This window comes from Streptomyces sp. NPDC005435 (assembly GCF_040703155.1).
Taxonomy (GTDB): Bacteria; Actinomycetota; Actinomycetes; order Streptomycetales; family Streptomycetaceae; genus Streptomyces.
On the sequence record NZ_JBEXEQ010000005.1, the window covers coordinates 192118 to 216821 of the forward strand.

General features: G+C 72.6%; 20 protein-coding genes. 11 read left to right on the plus strand and 9 right to left on the minus strand.

Going from position 1 to position 24704, the window contains the following annotated elements:
• The first annotated feature begins 218 nt into the window (after positions 1–218).
• Positions 219–1337 carry an adenylate/guanylate cyclase domain-containing protein gene (locus AB0898_RS08700; RefSeq protein ID WP_366802105.1) on the plus strand — a complete coding sequence of 373 codons (1119 nt, stop codon included), beginning with the start codon at positions 219–221 and terminating at the stop codon, positions 1335–1337.
• Between the two features lie 43 nt (positions 1338–1380).
• On the opposite strand, the gene AB0898_RS08705 is transcribed toward AB0898_RS08700, so the two are convergent.
• Complete coding sequence (locus tag AB0898_RS08705; protein ID WP_366802106.1) at positions 1381–2250, minus strand: hypothetical protein; 870 nt, start codon at positions 2248–2250, stop codon at positions 1381–1383.
• Positions 2251–2449: 199 nt separating this feature from the next.
• Here AB0898_RS08705 and AB0898_RS08710 point away from each other — a divergent pair, with 199 nt between their 5' ends.
• From AB0898_RS08710 to hutH, 3 genes are all read left to right on the plus strand, one after another.
• The gene (locus tag AB0898_RS08710; protein ID WP_366802107.1) at positions 2450–3244 is read left to right on the plus strand and encodes an enoyl-CoA hydratase-related protein; all 795 of its coding nucleotides are present in this window, start codon (positions 2450–2452) and stop codon (positions 3242–3244) included.
• A 311-nt stretch (positions 3245–3555) separates the two neighbouring features.
• Positions 3556–4698, plus strand: a complete 1143-nt coding sequence (locus AB0898_RS08715; RefSeq protein ID WP_366802108.1) for a GGDEF domain-containing protein — start codon at positions 3556–3558, stop codon at positions 4696–4698.
• Between the two features lie 146 nt (positions 4699–4844).
• Positions 4845–6383, plus strand: coding sequence for a histidine ammonia-lyase (gene hutH / locus AB0898_RS08720; protein WP_366802215.1), 1539 nt, complete (start codon positions 4845–4847; stop codon positions 6381–6383).
• Between the two features lie 49 nt (positions 6384–6432).
• Here the strand turns inward: hutH and AB0898_RS08725 are convergent, their stop codons facing one another.
• Positions 6433–7335, minus strand: coding sequence for a hypothetical protein (locus AB0898_RS08725; protein ID WP_366802109.1), 903 nt, complete (start codon positions 7333–7335; stop codon positions 6433–6435).
• A gap of 54 nt (positions 7336–7389) precedes the next feature.
• A complete protein-coding gene (locus AB0898_RS08730; RefSeq protein ID WP_366802110.1) occupies positions 7390–8139 on the minus strand; it encodes a TetR/AcrR family transcriptional regulator in 750 nt (249 codons plus the stop codon).
• A 94-nt stretch (positions 8140–8233) separates the two neighbouring features.
• Here AB0898_RS08730 and AB0898_RS08735 point away from each other — a divergent pair, with 94 nt between their 5' ends.
• Positions 8234–9679, plus strand: coding sequence for a DHA2 family efflux MFS transporter permease subunit (locus AB0898_RS08735; RefSeq protein ID WP_366802111.1), 1446 nt, complete (start codon positions 8234–8236; stop codon positions 9677–9679).
• Positions 9680–9844: 165 nt separating this feature from the next.
• On the opposite strand, the gene AB0898_RS08740 is transcribed toward AB0898_RS08735, so the two are convergent.
• Positions 9845–10174, minus strand: coding sequence for a hypothetical protein (locus tag AB0898_RS08740; RefSeq protein ID WP_366802112.1), 330 nt, complete (start codon positions 10172–10174; stop codon positions 9845–9847).
• Positions 10175–10284: 110 nt separating this feature from the next.
• On the opposite strand from AB0898_RS08740, the gene AB0898_RS08745 reads away from it, so the two are divergent.
• The 5 genes from AB0898_RS08745 (at position 10285) to AB0898_RS08765 (ending at position 17939) form a co-directional block, all read left to right on the plus strand.
• Positions 10285–10629 carry a hypothetical protein gene (locus tag AB0898_RS08745; protein WP_366802114.1) on the plus strand — a complete coding sequence of 115 codons (345 nt, stop codon included), beginning with the start codon at positions 10285–10287 and terminating at the stop codon, positions 10627–10629.
• Positions 10630–10841: 212 nt separating this feature from the next.
• Positions 10842–12089 carry an Ig-like domain-containing protein gene (locus tag AB0898_RS08750; RefSeq protein ID WP_366802115.1) on the plus strand — a complete coding sequence of 416 codons (1248 nt, stop codon included), beginning with the start codon at positions 10842–10844 and terminating at the stop codon, positions 12087–12089.
• Positions 12090–12224: 135 nt separating this feature from the next.
• Positions 12225–13694, plus strand: a complete 1470-nt coding sequence (locus AB0898_RS08755; protein ID WP_366802116.1) for an ABC transporter permease — start codon at positions 12225–12227, stop codon at positions 13692–13694.
• A gap of 44 nt (positions 13695–13738) precedes the next feature.
• On the plus strand, positions 13739–14422 hold the full coding sequence (locus tag AB0898_RS08760; RefSeq protein ID WP_366802117.1) for an ABC transporter ATP-binding protein: 684 nt from the start codon (positions 13739–13741) through the stop codon (positions 14420–14422).
• Between the two features lie 208 nt (positions 14423–14630).
• On the plus strand, positions 14631–17939 hold the full coding sequence (locus AB0898_RS08765; protein ID WP_407078309.1) for a S8 family peptidase: 3309 nt from the start codon (positions 14631–14633) through the stop codon (positions 17937–17939).
• Between the two features lie 54 nt (positions 17940–17993).
• Here AB0898_RS08765 and AB0898_RS08770 read toward each other — a convergent pair whose 3' ends face one another.
• Positions 17994–18884 (minus strand): helix-turn-helix transcriptional regulator, encoded by an 891-nt coding sequence (locus AB0898_RS08770; RefSeq protein WP_366802119.1) that lies wholly within the window; start codon positions 18882–18884, stop codon positions 17994–17996.
• A gap of 186 nt (positions 18885–19070) precedes the next feature.
• On the opposite strand from AB0898_RS08770, the gene AB0898_RS08775 reads away from it, so the two are divergent.
• Positions 19071–20114: an NAD(P)-dependent alcohol dehydrogenase gene (locus AB0898_RS08775; RefSeq protein WP_366802120.1), complete on the plus strand. Its 1044-nt coding sequence runs from the start codon at positions 19071–19073 to the stop codon at positions 20112–20114.
• A 144-nt stretch (positions 20115–20258) separates the two neighbouring features.
• Here the strand turns inward: AB0898_RS08775 and AB0898_RS08780 are convergent, their stop codons facing one another.
• The 4 genes from AB0898_RS08780 to AB0898_RS08795 all read right to left on the minus strand — a co-directional run bounded on the left by AB0898_RS08780 (position 20259) and on the right by AB0898_RS08795 (position 24518).
• On the minus strand, positions 20259–20699 hold the full coding sequence (locus tag AB0898_RS08780; protein ID WP_366802121.1) for a hypothetical protein: 441 nt from the start codon (positions 20697–20699) through the stop codon (positions 20259–20261).
• A gap of 195 nt (positions 20700–20894) precedes the next feature.
• Positions 20895–21560 carry a peptide-methionine (S)-S-oxide reductase MsrA gene (gene msrA, locus AB0898_RS08785; RefSeq protein WP_366802122.1) on the minus strand — a complete coding sequence of 222 codons (666 nt, stop codon included), beginning with the start codon at positions 21558–21560 and terminating at the stop codon, positions 20895–20897.
• 114 nt (positions 21561–21674) lie between these two features.
• Positions 21675–22817, minus strand: a complete 1143-nt coding sequence (locus AB0898_RS08790) for a hypothetical protein (RefSeq protein ID WP_366802123.1) — start codon at positions 22815–22817, stop codon at positions 21675–21677.
• A 69-nt stretch (positions 22818–22886) separates the two neighbouring features.
• The gene (locus AB0898_RS08795; protein ID WP_366802124.1) at positions 22887–24518 is read right to left on the minus strand and encodes a M48 family metalloprotease; all 1632 of its coding nucleotides are present in this window, start codon (positions 24516–24518) and stop codon (positions 22887–22889) included.
• Between the last annotated feature and the right edge of the window lie 186 nt (positions 24519–24704).

Below are 24704 nucleotides of genomic sequence, written 5' to 3' on the forward strand. Positions count from 1 at the left end.
CGGCGGGTAGCAGGGGGGCGCGTGTCGCCAGGGAAGCGCCGGGCGGCGTGCGACAGCTCAACCGCCGGTGGCGGCCCGCGCCCCGTGCGACCTGGGTGCTTCACCAGCGGAGCGGGGTTCGTCCGGTCGGCCGGTCCCAGCGGAGTGAGCTGGCGCACACCTGCCGTAGAGTTGAGGCCGGTCGGACCTGACCGCGGCAGATCGGAAGGGCAGCAGGCGTGAGCGTCGACGACACGGGCTCCGGCGCGGGCGCGGAGGGCCGGGTGGACCCCGATGCCCCCGATCCCGGCGACGACCCGCTCGCCCTCCGCCTCGAACAGCTGATCCTCGGCGCCGAGCGCCGCTACACCCCCTTCCAGGCCGCCCGCAGCGCCGGTGTCTCCATGGAGCTGGCCTCCCGATTCTGGCGGGCCATGGGCTTCGCCGACATCGGCCAGGCCAAGGCGCTCACCGAGGCCGATGTACTCGCCCTGCGACGGCTCGCCGGTCTCGTCGAGGCGGGCCTGCTCAGCGAGGCGATGGCCGTACAGGTCGCCCGGTCCACCGGACAGACCACCGCCCGGCTGGCCGAATGGCAGATCGACTCCTTCCTGGAGGGCCTGACCGAGCCCCCCGAGCCGGGCATGACCCGTACCGAGGTGACGTACCCGATCATCGAGCTGCTCCTGCCCGAGCTGGAGGAGTTCCTCGTCTACGTCTGGCGGCGCCAGCTCGCCGCCTCGGCCGGCCGCGTCATGCAGACCGTGGACGACGCCGAGATGGTCGACCGCCGTCTCGCCGTCGCCTTCGCGGACCTCGTCGGCTTCACCCGCCTGACCCGGCGGATGGAGGAGGAGGAGCTGGGCGAGCTGGTCGAGGCGTTCGAGACGACCGCCGCCGACCTGGTGGCCGCGCGCGGCGGCCGGCTGATCAAGACCCTGGGCGACGAGGTGCTGTACGTCGCGGACGACGCCCCCCTCGCCGCCGACATCGCGCTGCGCCTGGTGGAGACGCTGGCGAACGACGAGACGATGCCCGAGCTGCGCGTCGGCATGGCGTTCGGCACGGTGACCACCCGGATGGGCGATGTGTTCGGTACGACCGTGAACCTCGCCTCCCGGCTGACCTCGATAGCCCCGCGCGACGCCGTACTGGTGGACAGCGCCTTCGCCGAGGAACTGATCCGTTCCGGCGTCGCGCCCGCCTCGGAGGCGGATGCCGCCGAAGCCGTGGCCGCCGCCGAGAAGGAGGGCGAGGAGCCGCCCGCCTACCGCTTCGCGCTCCAGCCGATGTGGCAGCGGCCGGTACGTGGCCTCGGCGTGGTCGAGCCCTGGCTGCTCTCGCGCCGCCCTTCCTGACCGGTCGTACGGACGGTCCGTACCGTACGGACGGTACGGCGCCTCACGAGCCGCCCAGTCGCAGGCACAGCCCGAGCAGGCAGACTCCGCTCTGTTTCGGCGGGGGCGTGCTGTGGGCCGGTTCCGGTGCGGGGGCCGCGGTGTGGGACGGCGCGGGTGCGGGGTCCGTGGTGGCGGGTTCCGGCGCGGGTGCGGGGCCGGGGGCGGTGGTGTGCGGGGCGTCGTGGGGCTGGGTGCCGGGGTCGGTGTCGGTACGGGTTCCGGTGCCGGTTCCGGTGTTCGGGCCGCGTGGGGTGTCGGTCCCGGAGGTGTCCTGGCCGACCGTTTCTTCAGAAGCCTTGCCGTCGGCCGCGCGCGAAGACGCCGTGGTGGCGGTCGGCGTACCGGTCGGCGCGGGGTGCCTGCCGTCCAGGGCCGTCGCGGCCGACGGGAGTGCCTTGGGTGCGGCGGCGAGCGTGGCGGACGCGGCGGGTGACTCGCCGGTCCCCTCGGCACCCCAGGCGTGCCGGGGCTCGGCCTCGGCGGTGGCGGGCCCGGCGAGGCCGGACTCCGGGGCGACGCGTACGAGGCTCAGGACCCCGGCCGCGAGCGCGAGGCCACCGGCGGCGAGGAGCACCTTGCGGGGACGGGGACGGCGGTGCCGGCCCCGGCGCGGCGGGGGTACGACGGCGTCCTCGGCCTCGGCCGAGTCGGGCAGGTCGGCCAGGGTGATCGCGATCGGTTTGGTGGGAGCGCGGTCGGGGGTGTGGCTGGGGGTGCGCGCGGGAGTCTGGCCGGAGGTGTTGCTGGGGGCGCGCCCGGGCGTGCGGCTGGGGGTGTTGCTGGGAGCGCGGCCGGGGGCGGGGGCGTTCGACGGCGTGCCGGAACCGCCGTCCCGCGATGTCCCCGGCGTCTTCGAAGTCTTCGGCGTCATGTCATCCCTCCCCGCCGCGCACGTTATGCGCTGCTGTGGGCGGTGTGGGAGGAGTCGAACGGGATGTCACTCGAACGGGTGTAGGGCGGCCTCAGGGTCGAGCCAGGGGAACGTCAGGGTCGGCCGGCCTTCCCCTGGGGCCGGCGGGGCTGCGATGATCGAGGCGGATTCAGTTAACCCGCGTTAACCGGAGGGTGTCATGAGCGAGGAGCGGTTCGGGGAGTTCGTGCTGGTGCGGCGGCACGGGCAGGTGGCGGAACTGGTGCTGGACCGGCCCAAGGCCATGAACGCGGTCTCCACGGAGATGGCCCGCTCGCTCACGGCGGCGTGCGCGGCGCTGGCCGCTGACCGGGAGGCGCGCGTGGTCGTCCTGACCTCCTCGCACGAACGGGCGTTCTGCGTCGGCGCGGACCTCAAGGAGCGGAACTCCTTCACGGACGCGGACCTGATGCGCCAGCGGCCGGTGGCGCGGGCCGCCTACACCGGGGTGCTTGAGCTGCCCATGCCCACCATCGCGGCGGTGCACGGCTTCGCGCTGGGTGGCGGCTTCGAGCTGGCGCTCGCCTGCGACCTGATCGTCGCGGACGGTACGGCGGTGGTGGGGCTGCCGGAGGTGTCGGTGGGCGTGATCCCGGGCGGCGGCGGTACGCAGCTGCTGCCCCGGCGGGTCGGCGCGGCGCGCGCGGCCGAGCTGATTTTCACGGCCCGGCGGGTGGAGGCGGACGAGGCGGGGCGGCTGGGGCTGGTGGACCAGGTGGTGGAGCCGGGCCGTGATCGCGACGAGGCGTTGGCGCTGGCCGCGCGGATCGCCGGGAACTCGCCGGTGGGGCTGCGGGCGGCGAAGCGGGCGATGCGGCTGGGTGTCGGGCTGGATCTGCGGGCGGGTCTTGAGGTGGAGGACGCGGCGTGGCGGACGACGGCGTTCTCGGGGGACCGGGCGGAGGGGGTGGCGGCGTTCAACGACAAGCGGAGGCCTGTGTGGCCTGGTGAGTGAGGGGTGCGGGTTCGTTGGGGCTGGTCGCGCAGTTCCCCGCGCCCCTGGGGTGGCTGGGCTGTGTGGGTTCGGCTTTCGCGTCCGTTGTGGCCACTCGCGCAGTTCCTCGCGCCCCTGGGTGGGCTGGGCTGGGCTGGGTGGGTTCGGCTTTCGTGTCGTTGTGGCCACTCGCGTAGTTCTCCGCGCTCCTGAAAGCTGAAAGCAAGGAAGCTGCCCCTGGTCGGTGCTTTACAAGTCGGCCCGCTCTGCACAACCCACCTGAGCGCCCTGCCTGCGATACCGGCGGAGCAATTGGTGCCTAACCTGGAGTAATGGGTGAGGACAAGCGGCTTGCCGCTGTGGTGGCGCTGGCTCAGGGGATGGCGGCGGCGCGTACCGGGCCGGAGTCGTGGCGGGCGGCGGCGGCCGGGGCGTGCCGGGCGCTGGACGGGAGTTTCGCCGCGCTGTCGGTGTGGGAGCGGGAGCGGGGACGGCTGCGGGTGCTGGTGAACGTGGGGGAGCGGGCGGCGGACGAGGAGGAGTTTCCGGAGGCGGAGGCGTATCCGGTGCACCAGTTCCCGGAGATCACCGAGTTTCTGCACGAGCGGTGGGCCGGGGGCGGGGAGCCGAACGCGTGGGTGGAGACGGCGCGAGGGCCGGCCGCCGGTACGCCGGGCTACTTCCACCAGCGGGTCGCCGCCCTGCGCCGCAGGGGCCGGGGCTGCTGTGTCGTCGCGCCGGTCGTGCTGCACGGCAGGGCATGGGGCGAGCTGTATGTGGCGCGGGCGGACGGCGCGCCGGTGTTCGGCCGGGCCGACGCCGACTTCGCCACCGTGCTCGCGGCGGTCGTGGCGGCGGGGCTCGCGCAGACCGAGCGGCTCGAAGAGGCGAACCGGCTCGCGTTCACCGACGCACTGACCGGTCTCGCCAACCGGCGGGCCGTGGACGTACGCCTTGAGGAGGCCGTCGAGCAGCACCGCGCGGAGGGTGTGCCCGTCAGTCTCGTGGTGTGCGATCTGAACGGGCTCAAGCGGGTCAACGACACGCACGGGCACGCGGTCGGGGACCGGTTGCTGGAGCGGTTCGGGTCGGTGCTGTCGCTGTGCGGGGCGATGGTGCCGGGGGCGCTCGTGGCGCGGCTCGGCGGCGACGAGTTCTGTCTGCTCGCGGTGGGGGCGCCCGCCGACGACGTGGTGAAGGCGGCCGACGAGCTGTGCCGCAGGGCCGGTGAGCTGGAGCTGGGCGAGGGCGTGGCGTGCGGGGTGGCCTCGACGGAGGAGGCGATCGGGCCGGTGTACGACGCGCGGCGGCTGTTCCGGCTGGCGGACGCGGCGCAGTACCGGGCCAAGGCCGAGCGGGCCGACCGGCCGGTGGTGGCGGGGCGGGAGGGGCCGGACGACCCGGTGGTCCGGCTGGCGGACGAGGCGTCGCCCGCCCGGCCCGAGCGCCGCCGCTTCCGGGGGCGGCTGCCGTGAGGGCGGAGGCCGTCTCCACGGGCGGTCCCCGCGGGTGATCTCCGTGGGCGGGTGTTCGTGAGCGGGAGCACAGGAGAAGTAAGGGGTGAGGGGGCAATCCACTGGTGACAGCGCCGAATTCAATGCGTACGCTCCTGAATATGGATATGCACACTGTGGTGGTGGGGACCTCCGGCGTGACCGCGTCCGACGTGCTCGCCGTGGCGCGCGGCGGCGCCCGCGTCGAGCTGTCGGCCGAGGCGGTGGCGGCCCTCGCGGCCGCCCGCGAGATCGTGGAAGCGCTCGCCGCGAAGCCCGACCCGGTCTACGGCGTCTCCACCGGCTTCGGCGCCCTGGCGACCCGGCACATCAGCCCGGAGCTGCGGGCCCAGCTCCAGCGCAACATCGTCCGCTCGCACGCCGCCGGCATGGGGCCGAGGGTCGAGCGCGAGGTCGTGCGGGCGCTGATGTTCCTGCGGCTGAAGACCGTCTGCTCCGGGCACACCGGTGTCCGGCCCGAGGTCGCGCAGACCATGGCGGACGTGCTGAACGCCGGTATCACCCCGGTCGTGCACGAGTACGGCTCGCTCGGCTGCTCCGGTGACCTCGCGCCGCTGTCCCACTGTGCGCTGACCCTGATGGGCGAGGGTGACGCCGAGGACGCCGAGGGCACGGTGCGTCCCGCCGGCGAGCTGCTGCGCGCGCACGGCATCCAGCCCGTCGAGCTGCGCGAGAAGGAGGGGCTCGCCCTTCTCAACGGCACCGACGGCATGCTCGGCATGCTGGTCATGGCCCTCGCGGACCTCGACACGCTCTACAAGTCCGCCGATGTCACCGCCGCCCTCAGCCTGGAGGCGCTGCTCGGCACGGACAAGGTGCTCGCGCCCGAGCTGCACGCCATCCGCCCGCACCCGGGCCAGGCCGACTCCGCCGCCAACATGCTCGCGGTGCTGAAGGGTTCCCAGCTCACCGGGCACCACCAGGACGACGCCCCCCGCGTCCAGGACGCCTACTCGGTGCGGTGCGCGCCGCAGGTCGCCGGTGCCGGACGCGACACCATGGCGCACGCCCGCCTGGTCGCCGAGCGCGAGCTGGCCGCCGCCGTCGACAACCCCGTCGTGCTGCCCGACGGACGCGTGGAGTCCAACGGCAACTTCCACGGCGCCCCGGTCGCCTACGTCCTGGACTTCCTCGCCATCGCCGCCGCCGACCTCGGCTCCATCGCCGAGCGGCGTACCGACCGGCTGCTCGACAAGAACCGCAGCCATGGCCTGCCGCCCTTCCTGGCGGACGACGCGGGTGTGGACTCGGGGCTGATGATCGCCCAGTACACGCAGGCCGCGCTGGTCAGCGAGATGAAGCGGCTGGCCGTACCGGCCTCCGCCGACTCGATCCCGTCCTCCGCGATGCAGGAGGACCACGTCTCCATGGGCTGGTCGGCCGCGCGCAAGCTGCGGACGGCCGTGGACAACCTGACGCGGATCGTCGCCGTCGAGCTGTACGCCGCCTCGCGCGCCGTCGAGCTGCGCGAGGGTCTGGAGGCGGCGCCCGCCTCGCGGGCCGTGATCGACGCGGCGCGGGCCGCCGGGGTCCAGGGTCCGGGTCCGGACCGCTTCCTCGCGCCCGACCTGGCGGCCGCCGAGGCGTTCGTCCGCGCGGGCGGGGTCGTCGCGGCCGCCGAGACGGTCACCGGGCCGTTGCGGTAAGGCAGTCGGGAAGCGGGGGCTCCGTCCGTCCGGGCGGGGCCCCTTCCCGTCAGCGCAGCTTGGCCGCCTGCGCGCCCATCACCCGGGCCGGGACCGCGTAGGCCCGACGCGCCATCATCGCGCCGACGTTCACCGTCATGTATGTCGCGAGCGTGCTGCCGTGCCGGACCACCTGGAAGTGGACCGAGCCGCCGCCCGCCGAGCCCGCGCCCGCCGAACTCTCGCCCGCCGAGCCGCCATCCGTCGAGCCCGCGCCCGCCGAACTCCCGCCCGCCGAGCCGCCATCCGTCGAGCCCTCGGCCGTCGAGCCCGCGCCCGCCGAACCCCCCGCCGTGTCACCGGCCGCCGCCGCGAACGCCACCGACTCCTCGCCCGTGTCCGAGGCGTGTTCGCGGGTGAACGCGGTGAACGTCCGCCGCGCGCCGGGGCCGGTGCCGCCGAAGCCGTCCGCGCAGGCCCGTACCGCGCCGGAGACCGAACGCAGCGCGCGGTGGGCGCCGTTGCCGGTGTAGGAGGCGAGGGTGACCACCGTGACGTCCCGGTCCATGCTCCGGCGCACGGCGTCCTCCGCCTCGTCCTCGGACAGGCCGTCCAGGGCCGTCGCGGGGGTCCCCGGGTCGCGCTTCTCCGCCGCCGTGCGGCTGACCTGGGCCTTCGGGGTGCCCGGCGCGGTGCCGGCGAGGAGCGGGAGCAGGGGGCGGCACGCGGCCCCGGCGGATTCCGGCGGGTCACCGGCGGTCGTACCGGGGTCGGTGGGCCGTATCTCGTACCCGGGCAGCTCGCCCTCGGCTATCACCAGCCGGGCCAGCGCGGCGGCGTTCGGCGCCCGGCCGCGTGTGCCGGAACCGGAGCCCGATCCCGGGCCCGATCCGGAGCAGCCCGTGACGAGGGCGACGGACAGCGTGCTCACGGCGGCGGTGGCGCACAGCCGTACGCCCGGTGATCTCCTCATGGGGCGGACTATGCGCGCTCGGTCAAAGGATCGTCAAACGGACGTACGTGATGTTCACCCCTCCGAGGCCCCCAGCCCGTCGAGCATCAGGCCGATGGTGAAGTCGAAGCGGTCGTGGACGGTTCCGGCGGTCAACTCGGCCGCGTGGCGCTTGGTCTGCGGGAACGTGTCGGGCAACGCGGCGAAGCGGCGCAGCAGTTCGTCACGGCCGACCACCCAGCCCTCGCCGTCGGTGCCGTCTTCCGCGCGGCCCCGGCGGGTGTCCGCCAGGGAGACTTCGAGGCTGTAGGCGTTGACGTAGAGCATCAGGGAGTCGATGGCCCACGCGGCGGCCTGCGGTGCGATGCCCCCGGCGAGCAGGATGGCGAGCATGCCCTCGCCGACGCGCAGGGTGTCCAGGTGGGACGGGGCGGCGGCGAAGGCGGCCTGGGAGATGCCCGGGTAGCGCAGGTACTGGTCGCGCAGCCGGACGCAGACGTCGGTGATCTGCCGCCGCCAGTGGGCGGGGTCCGGCTCGGGCAGCTCGATCTCCGCGCACAGCCGGCCGATGAGCAGCTCGTCCAGGTCCTCCTTGTTGACCACGTGGGCGTAGAGCGAGGACGGTCCCGTCTCCAGGGCCGTGGCCACGCGCCGCATGGTCAGGGCCGCGTAGCCCTCCCGCTCCACGATGCCGAACGCGGTGTCGATGATGGCGTCGACCGTGATCGGCTTCTTGCGCCCGCCGGACGGTCCGCGCCGCGTCGCGGAGGTGCTGGAGCCGGCGCCGTGCCGTGCTGCGCGCCGTTGCTGCGGAGTCGGTGACATGGGGGCAGTCTAGCGAACGGGCGAACAGTGTTCTGCATCACTTGGAACGCCATTCGTTTTGATACGAACACTGTTCCGGAGTAGAACACCGTTCGTGTCCATCAATCAGCGCGCCTCCGAAGCGCCTCCCACCACCACGCTGCCGTTGCGCACCGCGTGGCTCGTTCTCGTCGTCGTGGTCCTGGCGGACGTCATGGATCTGATCGACTCCAGCGTCGCCAACCTCGCCGGACCCGCCATCCGCGCCGATCTCGGCGCAGGACAGGTCACCGTCCAGTGGGTGCTGAGCGCCTACACCGCCGCCTTCGCGCTCGGCCTCGTCACCTCGGGGCGGCTCGGGGACCTGCTCGGCCGGCGGCGGCTCTTCCTGCTCGGCATGACCGGCTTCACCCTGGCCTCGCTGGCCTGCGGTCTCGCGCCGGACGCGGTCTTCCTGATCGTCGCCCGCACGCTCCAGGGCCTGTTCGGGTCGGTGATGATCCCGCAGGGCCTCGCCCTGATGAAGGTGGTGTTCCCGCCGAAGCACCTGCGCCGCGCGCTCGCCCCGGTCGGCCCGCTGATGGGGCTGACCATGGTCGGCGGCCCCATCCTGGCGGGCTGGCTGCTCCATCTGAACCTGTTCGGCAGCCAGTGGCGCTCGATTTTCCTGATCAACGTGCCGTTCGGCCTCGCCGCCCTCGCCCTCGGCCACCGCGTCCTGCCCCACCACGGCGGCGAGGACCGCACCGCCCGGCTCGATCTCACCGGCGTCGCCCTGCTCACCGCCGCCTCCGCCCTGCTGATCGTCCCGCTCATCGAGGGCCGCGACCTCGGCTGGCCCGCCTGGACCTACGTCATGATGGCGGGCGCGGTCGTCCTGTTCGCCCTCTTCGCCGTCTCCCAGCGGCGCAGCGACCACCCGGTCGTCACGCCCTCGCTCCTGCGCAAGCGCAGCTTCGTCGTCGGGCTCACGGTCGTGGCCGGGTTCTACGCCTCGCTCAGCGCGTTCGTCCTGGTCGTCAACCTGCTGCTCCAGCAGGGCCTGGGCTGGACCCCGCTGCGCACCGGGCTCACGCTGATCCCCTGGGCGCTCGGCACCGCCGTCGCCGTCCTGCTCGCGGGCGCCGTACTGGCCGAGAAGCTGGGGCGCGCGAGCCTGCGCCTCGGGCTGTCCGTCGCGGTGGTGGGCCTGCTGTCCCTGTGGTGGTCCGTCGCCCACTGGGGTGCGGACGTCACCGTCTGGACGCTGGCGCCCGCGCTGCTGATCACCGGCTTCGGCTCGGGGCTGGTGTTCGTCCCGCTGGTCGACTTCATCATCGGCGACGCCACCCCCGAGGAGGTCGGCACCGGCGCGGGCCTGCTCAACGCCGTGCAGCAGTTCGCGGGCGCGATCGGTGTCGCCGCGCTCGGCACGGTGTTCTTCGCGCGGGCCGGGAGCGGGCCGGTGTCGTCGTACCTGGACGCGGCCGAGCTGGTCTTCGGCATCGCGGCCGCGCTGAACGTCCTCACCCTGCTGCTGGTGGGCCTGCTGCCCCGGCACGCACAGTCGGCGCACGGCTGACAGCGCGGGTAGGTCCGCCGGCCGGAAAACGCGGGGCGGGCCCGGAGCGGGAATTGCCGCCCCGGAAAAGGAACCCCCGAAAGCCCGGGAACCCCGAAAGCGCCAGAAGCCTCAGGACCCCCGAAAGCCACACAAGCCCCGGGAGTCCCGAAAATCCCGGAAACCTCAGAAACCCAGCCGTTCCCGGCGTACCGAATACACCACGAATCCGGCGCCCACGGCGAGGAGCAGGGTGCCGGTGACGACGTACGGCGTGGTGTCGAAGCTTCCGGTGTCGGCGAGTTCGGTCTCCTCCGTCACCTGCCGCCCGGTGTCACCCGAGACCATGACTGTCTGCTGGGTGATCTGGGTCGAGGGGCCCGTGACGGCCGACTGCGCCACCACGTTTCTCGGAAGGCCGTCCTGGGACGCGTTCGCGGACGGGACGAACCACAGAGCGCACAGCAGCGTGCCCGCGGCGGTGGCGGTCAGCAGCGGACGGCGAGCGGATGACACGGAATATCGATCCCCCTTGCGGCACTGGCGAATTGGCCGTGTGGAGCGATGTTAGTGAAAATCGCGGGTCACAGGAAAGTCACGACAGGTTTCGGCCCTAGGCTCACAGCATGGACGCTGAAAAGACATCACGTTTTGTACGACTTCAGGTGGAGCTGATCCTGGAGGTGACCGACGCGGACGAGCTGACGCAGGCCGCGGTGAACCGCCTGGCGGGCGATCCGGACGTGCCGGAGGCCGAGCGGGCGCACGCCGAGTCCGCTGTGACGGAAGACACCGAAGAGGCTCTCGCGTATCTCGCCGACCCGTTCGGGCTGGTCAGCGGGGTACCCGGAGTCGAGCTCCAGCAGGCCTCCTGGTCCAGCGAGCAGATCGACTACGACCCGGATTCGCCGGAGTGGGACCTCGGCGAGGATGATGGGGCGGACGACGACGAGGAAGACGGCATCGGCTGAGCGTCCCGGGGCATCCGTGAACCCGGACGGCAACCACCGTCCGGGTTCTCTCGTCTGTACAGAAGAGCGCGGCACATCGGGCCCCCTCGGTCGAGGGTGGCGTGTCCCACACATCCCCCCGACGGGGAACGGGACGGTGTGGCCGCGACGTTGAAATCTTCCAGCGGGGACTCTCGGGGTTTTCGGATTCGGCAACGATGGAGAAGCGTGTGATGACGGACAGTAAGCGGCGCAAGGGCCTCACGGCCGCGTCCGCACTGCTCGGTGGTGTGCTCGTTCTGACCGGCTGCTCCGGCGGCGGCAACGCCAGCGCGGCGGACGGCGGCGACAGCTCGCAGGCCAAGGCCGACGAGGCCGCGGCGGCGAAGTCGTCCGAGGCTCAGATCACGATCACGCCGAAGGACGGCTCGAACAACGCCTCCATCAACAACTCGGCCACCGTCAAGGTGGCCAAGGGCGAGCTGACCGAGGTGCACATGACCACCTCGGACGGTCACGACGTGGCGGGCGCCCTGTCCGCGGACAAGCTGAGCTGGAAGCCCAGCGCCCAGCTGGAGCGCTCGACCACCTACAAGGTCGCGGCCGAGGCGAAGGACTCCAAGGGCCGTGTCGCCCACGAGAACGCCTCCTTCACCACGGTCGCCCCGGCGAACAGCTTCATAGGCAACTTCACCCCCGACAACGGCAGCACCGTCGGCGTGGGCATGCCGGTGTCGATCAACTTCGACAAGGCGATCACCAACAAGTCCGCCGTGCAGAAGGGGATCACGGTCTCCTCCAGCAGCGGCCAGGAGGTCGTCGGCCACTGGTTCGGGGCCAACCGCATCGACTTCCGCCCGGAGACGTACTGGAAGGAGAACTCCACCGTCACGCTGAAGCTGGCGCTCGACGGTGTCGAGGGCGCCAACGGCGTCTACGGCGTCCAGCAGAAGACGATCACCTTCCACATCGGCCGCAACCAGGTCTCCTACGTCGACGCGGCGACCAAGCAGATGAAGGTCACGCACGACGGCAAGGTCATCAAGCAGATCCCGATCTCGGCCGGTTCGCCGGAGCACAAGACCTACGCCGGCATCATGGTCATGTCCGAGAAGTTCAAGCAGACCCGCATGAACGGCGCGACGGTCGGCTTCACGGACGACGACGGCAAGGGCGAGTACGACATCAAGGACGTGCCGCACGCCATCCGCCTCACCAGTTCCGGCACCTTCCTGCACGGCAACTACTGGGGCGCGAAGTCCGTCTTCGGCAGCGTGAACACCAGCCACGGCTGCGTGGGCCTGTCGGACACCAAGGGCGCGGGCGACCCGAACACCCCGGCCGCCTGGATGTTCAACAACTCCCTCGTCGGTGACGTGGTGGTCCTGAAGAACACCGGCGACAAGACGGTGGCCCCGGACAACGGCCTCAACGGCTGGAACATGGACTGGGCCCAGTGGAAGGCCGGTTCGGCGGTCTGACCCCACCGCCTCCCGGCAGACCCGAGCGCACCGATGCCGCCCCTCTCCGGGGCGGCATCGGCGTTCCCGGCGCTTCTCATCCCCCTCTTATGGCGGCCTCAGCAAGCCATCAGGCAACTTTCCTAGCGTGCCGCCATGTTCTTCACCTACCTGAGGCGCGAACTGCGCCGCCGTAGAAGGGCGGCCCTCGTCGTCGCCTCCGGTCTCGCGCTGGGCATAGCCCTGGTCATCGTGGTCAACTCCGTCTCCAGCGGCATGAGTACGGCCCAGGACAAGGTGCTCCAGTCGCTGTACGGCCTGGGCACGGACATGACCGTCACCAAGGCGTCGACGCCCGACTCCAGCGGCTCCGGGCGCCCCCGCTTCAAGTTCGACGCGCGCGGCAGCGACGACTCCAAGCAGAGCAGCGACCGCGTCATGGTCCAGGGCTTCACCACCCTCTCCTCCTCGACCGTCTCCAAGGTCGCGGCGCAGAAGGGGGTTTCGGCGGCCACCGGCGGCCTCAGCCTCAACGTGTTCAAGGTGAACGGGCAGTTCACCCGGGGCCAGTTCCAGCAGAACGGCGGCTCCGGCGGCGGCCGTTCGCGCGGCTACGGCCAGCCGCAGGGCGAAGTCCGGGGCGGCGGCGCCGACTTCGACATCAACCAGTACACCGTCTTCGGCACCGACGTCACCCGCACCGCGCTCGGCCCGCTGTCCTCCTCCAAACTGACCAGCGGCCGTACCTTCAAGGCGTCCGAGACCGACGCCAAGGTGGCCGTCGTCGACTCGGCCTACGCCAAGACCAAGAAGTACAAGACCGGTTCGACCGTCACCGTCAAGGGCACCAAGTTCACGGTGATCGGCATCGCCACCGCCGACAGCGGCGACGCGGCGGCCAACCTCTACATCCCGCTCCAGCGCGCCCAGACCCTCGCGGACGAGAAGGACAAGGTCACCACGGTCTACGTCCGGGCGACCGACTCCCAGCAGATCTCGGCCGTCAAGAGCGCCATCCAGAAGAACGTCTCCGGTACGACGGTCACCACCTCCGCCGACCTCGCCAAGACGGTCTCCGGCTCGCTGTCCACCGCGTCCTCGCTCGCCACCAAGGTCGGCCGCTGGCTGTCCATCGCCGTGCTGATCGCCGCGTTCCTGGTCGCGGGGCTGCTCACCTCGGCCGCCGTCTCCCGCCGGGTGCGCGAGTTCGGCACGCTGAAGGCGCTCGGCTGGAAGTCGGGCCGGGTGGTGCGCCAGGTGGCCGGTGAGGCCATGGTCAACGGCCTGGTCGGCGGCGCCCTCGGCATCGCGCTCGGCCTGGCCGGGGCGTACGCGGTCACCGCGATCAGCCCCACCCTCCAGGCGCAGCTCGGCGGCACGGGCGGCGGCTTCGGCGGGGGCGGCGGCGGTTTCGGGGGCGGCGGGTTCGGCGGCGGCGGTGGCTTCGGCGGCCGCGGCCGGCAGGCGGCCAAGACGCTGGAGGTCGCCCTCACCGCCCCGGTCAGCGTCACCACCATCGCGCTGGCGGTGGGCCTCGCGGTGGCCGGCGGCCTGGTCGCCGGCGCCTTCGGCGGCTGGCGCGCCTCCCGGCTGCGCCCGGCGGACGCCCTGCGCCGCGTGGAGTAGCGGCCGCGCGCCCCGCCCACCCCGAACCCCTCCCAGGAGCCCCCATGTACGAACTGAGAAACGTCACCAAGCGCTACACCCGCGGCAAGGACACCGTCCTGGCCCTCGACGGCGTCGACCTCACCATCGGCGCCGGTGACCGGCTGGTCATCCAGGGGCCGACCGGCGGCGGCAAGTCCACGCTGCTCCAGATGCTGGGCGCGCTGGACCGGCCCACCTCCGGCGAGGTCGTCCTCGACGGCACCGACCTGGCCAGACTGTCGGAGGCCCGGCTGACGAAGGTGCGCAGCGAGAGCATCGGCTTCGTCTTCCAGTCCTTCAACCTGATACCGACGCTCACCGCCCAGGAGAACGTCGAGACCGCCCTCGTCCCCCTCGGCATCAAGGCGAAGCAGCGGCGCGAACTGGCCGCCGAGGCGCTGGAGTCGGTCGGTCTCGGCGAGCGGCTCGGCCATCTGCCCTCGGAGATGTCCGGCGGCCAGCAGCAGCGCGTCGCCATCGCCCGCGCGCTGGTCAAGAAGCCCAAGGTGCTGCTCGCCGACGAGCCCACCGGCAACCTCGACGAGAGCATGCGCGACGAGATCATGGACGTGCTCGAACGGCTGTGGAAGGAACAGGGGCTGACCTTCGTCATGGTCACCCACGACTCCGCGATCGCCCGCAGGGCCCCGCGCCTGGCGACCATCCGCAAGGGGAAGATCACGGTACGGGAGAACGCGGACGCCTGAGCGGCGGTGTCCCGGAGTTCTTGATTCCCCGTCACACCCGTGTCACAAGGGCTTGTCGGCCCGATCAGCCCTCTTGAGCCCCTTGACCACCCCCGGCATACTCCATGATCCGGGGGTGGTGGCGCATACGTGCGAACAATCCCCCGAACGGATGAATCCGGGATTCATCCGTCACTTCATCTCCAGGGGGAGAGTCTTGCGCAGACAAGTGAAGAACGCGGCGGCGGCCACCGTGGCCACCGCCGCGGCCGTCGCCCTCGCAGCGGGAATGACCAGCCCCGCGTCGGCGAACCCCGTGCGGCCCGCCTCGGCGGCCGCCAAGAGCGCGCCCGGCAGCACGACCGGCACTGGGCGCCACCACGTCACCCTCATCACCGGCGACCGCGTCGTCCTCGACGCCAAGGGCCGCGTCGTCGGCCTCGACCGGGCCAAGGGCCGCGAGCACATACCCGTCCAGGTCCGCAGGGCCGGCACGCACACGCTGGTCGTCCCGGCCGACGCGGCCCGGCTGCTGGCCTCCGGCACCCTCGACCAGCGACTGTTCGACGTCACCGAGCTGAACAAGCCCGCGACCCGCAAGGCCCAGCGCGCCGGCCTGAAGGTCATCGTCGGCTACCGGGGCGCCGCGGGCGCCACCCGCGACGACGTCCGCGAGGCGGGCATCCTGCGCCGCAGCCTCGGCGCCCTCGACGCCGACGCCGTACGCACCCCGGCCAAGGACGCCGCCGCCCTGTGGCACGCCGTCACCGACGGCGACCGGGCCGCCTCCGGCATCGCGCACGTCTGGCTCGACGGCGTCCGCGAGGCCGCCCTCGACAAGTCCGTGCCGCAGATCGGCGCCCCCACCGCGTGGGCCGCCGGCTACACCGGCAAGGGCGTCAAGGTCGCCGTGCTCGACACCGGCGTGGACACCAGCCACCCGGACCTGAAGAACCAGGTGATCGCGGCCAAGAACTTCTCCGACGCCGCCACCGCCGCCGACCACTTCGGGCACGGCACCCATGTCGCCTCCATCGTCGCGGGCACCGGCGCCAAGTCGGGCGGGAAGTACAAGGGCGTCGCGCCCGACGCCCGGCTCCTGAGCGGCAAGGTCCTCGACGACGACGGCTTCGGCGACGACTCCGGCATCCTCGCGGGCATGGAGTGGGCCGCCAAGCAGGGCGCCGACGTCGTCAACCTCAGCCTCGGCGGCGAGGACAGCCCCGGCATCGACCCGCTCGAAGCCGAGGTGAACAAGCTGTCCAAGGAGAAGGGCATCCTGTTCGCCATCGCGGCGGGCAACGAGGGCCCCCACTCCGTCGGTTCGCCCGGCAGCGCGGACGCCGCGCTCACCGTCGGCGCCGTGAACGGCAAGGACAAGCTCGCGGACTTCTCCTCCACCGGCCCCCGCAACGGCGACGGCGCCATCAAGCCCGACCTCACCGCGCCCGGCGTCGACATCACCGCCGCGGCCGCCAAGGGCAGCGTCATCGACGACGAGGTCGGCGAGAACCCGCCGGGCTACCTGACCATCTCCGGCACCTCCATGGCCACCCCGCACGTCGCCGGCGCCGCCGCGATCCTCAAGCAGGAGCACCCCGACTGGGGCTACGCCGAGCTGAAGGGCGCGCTCACCGGCTCCACCAAGGGCGGCGCCTACACGCCGTTCCAGCAGGGTTCGGGCCGCGTCCAGGTCGACAAGGCCATCGGACAGTCCGTCATCGCCGACCCGGTCTCGCTCAGCTTCCCCCCGCAGCAGTGGCCGCACACCGACGACAAGCCGGTGACCCGGGAGCTGACCTACCGCAACCTCGGCGACAAGGACGTCACCCTCGACCTCGCCGCCACCGCCACCGCGCCCAACGGCAAGGCCGCCCCGGCCGGGTTCTTCCAGCTCGACGCCGGCCAGGTCACCGTCCCCGCGCACGGCAAGGCCGCCGTCGGCCTCACCGTCGACACCCGCCTCGGCGGCACCCTCGACGGCGCCTACTCCGCGTACGTGACGGCGACGGGCGGCGGCCAGAGCGTCCGTACCGCCGCCGCCGTCCAGCGCGAGGTCGAGTCGTACGAGGTGACGCTCAAGGTCATCGGCCGCGACGGCCGGGCGACCGCGGACTACGGCGCCGCCCTCTACGCCCTCACGGGCGTCGGCGCGGGCAGCCTGACGACGCCGTACGACACCTCCGGCACCACGAAGGTGCGCCTGCCCAAGGGCAAGTACGTCCTGGACGGCACCATCGTCAGCGCCAAGGGCATGGACTGGATCGCCCAGCCGGACCTGACCCTCACCAGGAACACGACGGTCACCCTCGACGCGCGCACCGCGCGGCCGGTGGACATCACGGTGCCCGCCCCGGGCGCCAAGGCGGCCGGTGCCTTCGGCAGTTACGACATCGAGGCCGGCGACTACGGCTTCGGATCCGGCTGGTACCTCGACAGCTTCAAGGGCGTCGGTGTCGCCCACCTCGGTCCGAAGATCTCCGCCGGCACGCTGACCCAGCAGTGGGACAGCCAGTGGATCAAGGGCAAGACGGAGGAGTACGACACCACCGCGGCCGCGCGGGTCTCCCGCCTCGCCACCGGCTACACCAAGCACTACAAGGCGGGCGAACTCGCCACGGTCAAGGCCGGCCTGGGCGCGAGCGCCGCGCACAAGACCGGCGCCGTGGCGGCCGTGGGCTGGCGCCCCGACAGCGGCGACAGCACCTCGTCCATCGCCGTCACGCAGCAGCTCCCCGGCACCCGCACCCTGCACCTGTCCACCGGCGGCGGGGTCACGTGGGAGCTGGACTTCCAGCAGTACGGCGGCAAGGACGCGGACGGCTTCCCGGTCGTGGACGCGGGCTACTACGCCGAGCCGCGCGGCTACAAGGCGGGCAAGAGCTACAGCGTGAAGCTCAACACCGCCGTCTTCGCCCCGCGCGTCAGCGACGTCTCCGGCATCTTCCGCGAGGGCAACACCCTCTACGGCCGCGTCGCCCTCTTCGCGGACGGCGCGGGCCACCTCGGCGGCTCGTCCGTCGGCTCGGCGCGTACGACGCTGTACCGCGACGGCGTCAAGGTCGGCTCCCACAAGGACCCGCTCGACGGCGACGGGCAGTTCACGGTCCCGGCCGGCGACGCCGCCTACCTGCTGACGACCTCGGTCGAGCGCCCGGCCAAGGTCGCCGGGGCCACCTCGCGGATCGACGCGTCCTGGACCTTCCGCTCGAAGAAGAAGTCCGCCGATCTCACCGTGCTGCCCACCTCCTCGGTCCGCTTCGGCGCCACGGTGGGGCTGGACGGCCGGGTCGCGGCGGGCAGGAAGGTCACCTTCCCGGTCACCGTCGAGGGCGCGGCGGCGGGCCGCAACCTCAAGTCCCTCGCGGTGTACGTCTCGTACGACGGCAAGACCTTCAAGAAGGTCACCGTGCACAGCGGGCGGATCACCGTGAAGAACCCGGCGAAGAACAAGAGCGTCTCGTTCCGCGCCGTGGTCGCCGACAAGAAGGGCAACACCGCGCGGATCACCGTGCGCGACGCCTACCGGGGGAAGTGACCCCACGGAAGCAGAGGCACCCGGAGCCGCGGCTCCGGGTGCCTTTTCCGTGTTCTACAGCGTGGCGCGGGCCGCGTCCGTGCCCCAACTGGACAGCAGGCGCAGGGACTCGGCCGACGGCGAGCCCGGCTCGGCGTGATAGGTGACCAGGGAGAGGTCCGGGTCGCCGGTGGCGCGGAAGCTCTCGAAGCTGAGGGCGAGCGGGCCGACCAGCGGATGGTGCAGCTGCTTGACGCCGTGGCACTGTTCCTTGACGTCGTGCGTGGCCCAGAGCCTGCGGAACTCCTCGCTCTTCACCGAGAGTTCGCCCACCAGCGCCGACAGCCGGGGATCGTCCGGGAAGCGGCCCGCGTCCATGCGCAGCCCGCACACGACGTCGATCGCCTTCTGCTCCCAGTTCACGAACAGCTCGCGGTAGGGCGGGTGCAGGAACACCAGCCGGGCCCAGGTGCGGTCGGCGGGGGCCAGCCGGGCCCAGTCGCCGAACAGGGCCGCCGCCATCCGGTTCCAGGCGAGGATCTCCGAGCGGCGCCCCACGACGTACGCGGGCACCGAGTCCATCGCGCCGAGCAGCTCGCGCAGCGCGGGCCGTACCTGCGGCTGCCGGGCGGCGGGCCGCTTCTTGTGCGCCTTCGGCCGGGCCAGGTGGATCAGGTGGGCGTGCTCGGCGTCGGTCAGCCGCAGCGCGCGGGCGATGGAGTCCAGCACCTCCGCCGAGACGTTGCGGCCGTTGCCCTGTTCCAGGCGGGTGTAGTACGCGACCGAGACCCCGGCCAGCTGGGCCAGCTCCTCGCGGCGCAGCCCCGGCACCCGGCGCTGCCTGCCGAAGCCCGAGAGGCCCACGTCGTCCGGCTTCAGCCGGGCCCGTCTGCTGCGCAGGAACTCGCTCAGCTCGGCCCGCCGGTCCAGGGCCGGGCCGCCGCCGTCCTCCGGCTGTTCGTCCATACCGCAAGTATCCGGGTCCGTGCCTGTGCGGCGGCACGGGAGCCTGACCTTGCCAGTGGTAGGCACGGCGGTCGTACGCAAAGGGGAGGACTGGGCGGCCCGGTGTGTGCGGAGGCAGGCTGGAAGAGTGCCCGGACCGGACCCCGGCCGGGCGTGTACCACCACCCCCACCAGGAGAGTCCCGGCATGACCACTGTTGCCGCGTACGCCGCACCCGCCGCCAAGGCTCCGCTGGAGCGGACCACCATCGAGCGACGGCCGGTCGGCGATCACGACGTACTCATCGACATCCAGTTCACCGGCATCTGCCATTCCGACATCCACCAGGCCCGCGACGGCTGGCGCGAGGGCATCTTCCCGATGGTGCCCGGCCACGAGATCGCGGGCGTGGTCGCGGAGGCCGGCCCCGAGGTGACGAAATTCGCGGTCGGCGACCGGGTGGGCGTCGGCTGCATGGTCGACTCCTGCCGCGTGTGCGAGAACTGCGAGGCGGGCCTGGAGCAGTACTGCACCGGCGGCGGGCCCGTCTGGACGTACAACGCGGTCGGCAAGGACGGCGAGCCCACCTACGGCGGCTACGCGCAGAACATCGTCGTGAACGAGGACTTCGTCGTCCGCGTCCCCGACGGGCTGTCCCTGGACGTGGCCGCGCCGCTGCTGTGCGCGGGCATCACCACGTACTCGCCGCTGCGGCACTGGGGCGCGGGTCCCGGCAAGAAGGTCGCGATCGTGGGCCTCGGCGGGCTCGGCCATGTCGCCGTCAAGATCGCGCACGCCCTGGGTGCCGAGGTCACCGTCCTCTCGCAGTCCCTGCGCAAGCAGGACGACGGCCTCCGCCTCGGCGCCGACCACTACTACGCCACCGGCGACCCCAAGACCTTCGAGGAACTGGCCGGCACCTTCGACCTCATCCTCAACACGGTCTCCGCGCCGCTGGACTTCGCCGCCTACGCGTCCCTGCTCCGCACCGACGGCACCCTCGTCAACGTCGGCCTCCCCGAGGAGCCGGTCCAGATCACCCTCCAGTCCCTCTTCGGCCACCGCCGCAGCCTCTCCAGCTCCGGCATCGGCGGCATCGCCGAGACCCAGGAGATGCTGGACTTCTGTGCGGCGCACGGGATCGGCGCGGAAATCGAACTCATCGCCGCGGAGGAGATCAACGACGCCTACGAGCGCGTCCTCGCCAGCGACGTCCGCTACCGCTTCGTGATCGACACGGCGACGATCTGACGGCGGGGGCTGGTCCTCGCCGGAGGGGGGCCCGCCTGGTCCTCACCGGAGGGGCTTCGGCTGGTCCTCACCCGGAGGGGCTCCGACTGGTCCTCACCCGAGGGAACCCCGGCTGGTCCTCAGCCGACGGGCCCCGGCCGGTCCTCACCCGAGGGGGATCAGGCCGGGGCCCGCTCCGAGCGCGGTGACGTCGTCGCGGACCCCGGCCACGAACCCCCGCACCGCTTCCACCAGCAGGTCCCACCCCACCGGGTCGCTCCACACCCCGGGGTCGTACACACCGCCGACCCGCCACCCACCGTCCCCGCGCACGATCCGCACCACGCCGGCCTCGTCGTACGACATCGACTCGAACACGAAGTCCCCGCACCCGTCTTCCCCCGCCCGGAGCCAGAACACCAGCTCCCGCGCCAGCTCGGCCACGGGGAACAGCCCCTCTTCCAGCACCACGCGCTCTCCGTCGCGTACGACGAAGTCGGCCTCCAGGTCGACCAGCAGCACATGCGCGGGTGCCGTCCCGGGGGTGAGCCCCCGCCTGCTCAGGTCGTGCGCCCCGAGGTTCCGGTGGATGAGCTCGACGGCCATGGCACTCCCCGCCCCCTTCTGCCGACGCTCGGCAACGAACCGCCGAGCGTAACAGCGGAGGCAGGGCCGGCCGAGGTCGGAGGGGGTACGGCGAGGGTCATGTCCCGTCGCGATCCCGGAGAGGACGTGCCGGGGCAGAACGCATTGGCCGGAACCCGCGTTCAGGCCAACACGTTCGGGGGTGGAAGCCGCTCGTCAGCCCTCTGCCGGGGCTACGCCGATCGGGCAGGAGACGCCTGTGCCGCCGATGCCGCAGTAGCCGGCCGGGTTCTTGTCGAGGTACTGCTGGTGGTAGGGCTCGGCGGGGTAGAAGGGGCGGCCTTCGGCCGGGAGGATTTCTGTGGTGATCGTGCCGAGGCCGGAGGCGGTGAGGACCTTCTGGTAGGCCTCGCGGGACGCCTCGGCGGCGGCTGCCTGGGCGGGGGAGTGGGTGTAGATGGCGGAGCGGTACTGGGTGCCGACGTCGTTGCCCTGGCGGAAGCCCTGCGTGGGGTCGTGGGACTCCCAGAAGGTCTTCAGGAGGCGGTCGTAGGAGATCACCGCCGGGTCGTAGACCACGCGGACCGCCTCCGTGTGGCCGGTCAGGCCCGAGCAGACCTCTTCGTACGTCGGGTTCTCGGTGTAGCCGCCCTCGTAGCCCACCAGCGTGGTGTGGACACCCGCCGGGAGCTGCCAGAACTTGCGCTCCGCGCCCCAGAAGCAGCCGAGGCCGAAGTCCGCGACCTCCAGGCCCTCCGGGTACGGGCCGAGCAGCGGGGTGCCGAGCACGGTGTGGTGGCCGGGGACCTCGAAGGCGGGCACGGCCCGGCCCCCCAGCGCCTGCTCAGGGGTGGGCAGCTGTGGTGTGCGGCCGAAGAGCATGGGGTCTCCCTGTGGGTGGTTCGGGGGTGGTTCGTGGTGCGTGATGCCACCGATTAGTGCAACGGCCCGGGACGGCCCGGCATTCCGGACCGCCCGCCCCCCGCTCCGGCCCGGTTACGCCCCCGCCCCGGCCTTTGCCGCCTCCGCCTCCTCCACCGTCTTCGCCGTACCGTCGCGCACGTCGCAGAAGTACGCCGCCGGGTTCGCCCGGTAGCGCCAGGGGAGTGCCGCGACGTACCCGTCCACCAGGCGGAACTGCTCCAGCGCCTCCTGGTCGCGGTCCTGGAGGCGGAGGTAGTACGCGAGCAGGTGGCGTACCTCCGGCAGGCGGGGGTGGGACGGGTCGGAGGCGGCGACGTCCGCGAGGACCGCGTTCACGCGGTCGATCATCTCCGGGGTGTTCTCGGCCGCCGTGTCGTCCGACTCGTCGTGTTCGAGGTGGGCGATCAGCGGCAGCGCCGACAGCAGGCTGCCCGCCGGCGCACCCGCCGCCGCCCGCTCGGCGAAGCCGGCCGCCAGCCGCTCGGAGCCGCGCCACTTGGCGCACCAGTACTGCAGGGCCGAGAAGTGCGCCTCGTAGTGGTGCGGAGCCCGCTCGGTGAGCCTGGCCCACAGGGCGTCCATCTCGGCGTTCGGATACCCGAGGCCGAGCGCGACCCAGATCTCCTTGACGTACGGCGTCGGGTCGTCCGGGTTCAGCGCGGCCGCGCGGGCCACGTCCTCGCGGGCGGCCTCCAGCGTCCGGCGGAAGCCCTCGAACTGCTCGTGCGTGGTGTTCGAGGCCCGCTGCCCGCCCCGCACCTTCCAGGCCAGGGTCACCGAGGCGCTCGCCCGGACCAGCGCCGCGTCCGGGTCGTCGGGGCGCGCCTCCTCCCAGCTCAGCAGCCACTCGTCGGCCTCGGCCGCCTTGTCGCCCAGCAGCGAGGTGAACGCCGAGCGCCGCTCCCCGTCCCGGCCGATCCCGCCGAACACCTCGGCGGCGGGCCGCCACTCCCCCCGGCTCACCTCGGCGAGCGCGGCGGACCAGTCGGCGGGCAGCGGTCCCGCGAGGTCGGTGTTCTGCCGCTCGGCGGGCAGCAGCCCGAGCCGCCCGGCCGCCGCTGCCGCCTCGGCGGACGCCGTGGCGGCCTCCTCGGCGGCGATCTCGGCCTCGGCGTCCGTGGAGAAGAACTCCTTCAGGAACACCCAGGCCAGCCACCCGCCGAGGAGCACGAGGGGGATGGCCAGGACGGCGAGTATCCAGAGCAGGACGGTCATCGGGAGGTGGGTCCGTTCAGATCGGGGGAGGGGCTCAGGGGTTCAAGGCGTCTTCGGGAGGCTCTCGCCTCACACCGGCTGCGTCGCCGCCCGTTCCAGCAGCGCCCGCAGCGGCGCCGTGTCCGGGCGGTCCGCGACCGCGGCGGACAGCGCCGCGGCCAGTACGGGGGCCGGGTCCGCGTCGGTGTCCGCCGTCAGCGCGGGCAGCCGTACCGACGCCGGCTGCGACCAGGAGAACTCCCACCGCAGCAGCGACCGCGCGCTCAGCTCGGCCAGCACCATCGTCCGCAGCGACTCCGTCAGCAGGGGCCGCACGAACGCGTGGAACGCCCGCCCCGTCGCCGCCGACGCCTCCTCGGACAGCGGGAGCCGCTCGGCCACCCGCCACAGCCGCCCGTCGTCCATGATCCCGAGCAGCGTCTCCACGGTCGGCGGCTGCCCGGTGTACTCACCGAGCGCCTGCTGCAACGGCGTCCGCGCCGCCGACGTCCGCTCGGCCATCGCCGCGTCCAGCAGCCCGGACCAGTCCGCCGCGCGCGGCAGCTCCAGCACCCAGTCCTCCAGGCACACGTCCTCCAGCCGGGCCAGCGTGCGCTCCGGGTCGCTCAGCAGGGCCAGCGCCGAGCCGCCCGCCCCGGCCGGGCGGCCGTCGGCGGGCAGCGCCTCGATCCGGCGGACGCGCTCGGCGATGGGCGGGTGGGAGTCGTACGGCGACACCTCCCGGACCGGCAACTCGGCGCGCATCTCGGCGAGTTGCTCCTCGCGGGCGGCCAGCATCCGGCCGAAGCCGCCGAAGAACTCACCGCGCGGCGGCATGGTGCCCGCCGACAGGCCGAGAGTGGCGTAGCAGGCGAGGTAGAACTGGTGGCGGTCCGCCAGGACCGGCAGTTCGCGCAGCGCCGAGGCGGTCGCGTCGCGCCCGGCGATCCGGACGGCCGTGCGGTCCGCCGCGAACTCCTGCTCGCGGGCCGTGGCCAGCGAGGCGCGCAGATAGAGCTTGCCGTACTGGGTGTAGAGCCAGGCCATCGCGCGGTACGTCGCCCCCGCCCGGCCCGTGTCGATCGCGTGGGGCTGCTTGCCCTTGGCGATCCGCTTGGCCGCGGCCTCCTCCTGGCGGTCGTGTTCCTCCGCCGCCTTCTTCCGCGCGCTCTCATGGAACCGCCCGACCACCCGGCCGATCTGCACCCGGCCCCGCACCACGAGCGCGGACAGCCGGGTGTCGCCACCGGTGAAGTGGCCGTACTCATGGCCGAGCACCGCCCGCAGCCGCGCCTCGCTCAGCCCGGTCAGCAGCGGTACGCCGAGGACCAGCCGGCGCGGCCCCGGAAGCAGCCCGAGCAGGCGCGCCTCCTCACCCACGGCGGCGTTGACCTCGTCGGTGAGCAGGATGCGGCCGGGGGCCCGGGTGCCCGCCTCGGCGGCGACCTCGCGCACCAGCGCCCACAGCCGGGGCTCGTCGGCCTCGGTGACCTCGATGCCGGGCGGGTCCTCGCCCCTGGGCGTGCGCAGCATCAGCAGGCCGCGCACGACGGGAACGGCGAGCAGCACGGTGAGGCCGACGAGCTTGAAGGCGGCGTACCCGTGGACGTACTCCAGCAGGGAGACGTCGAGGGCGGCCAGCCCCGCGAGCACGAGGAGGCTCAGCAGGTAGAAGCCGAGGAGCAGGACGAGGGCACGCAGCGCGCGCAGGGTTGCGAACATCGGGCAGATCCCCCCACAGGACCCGGAAGGCTCGGGAAGCCGAGAGAACGAACCGGGGACAGACGCGGACATGGCGGTGCCGGGTGAGCGGCGCCGCCGGTGAGTGTGGGGGGACTCGGAGCGGCCCACGGCAAAGCGGGAGCAAAGACCGGGGCAAGCGGAGTATGCCTTACCGCAGGTCAGCGC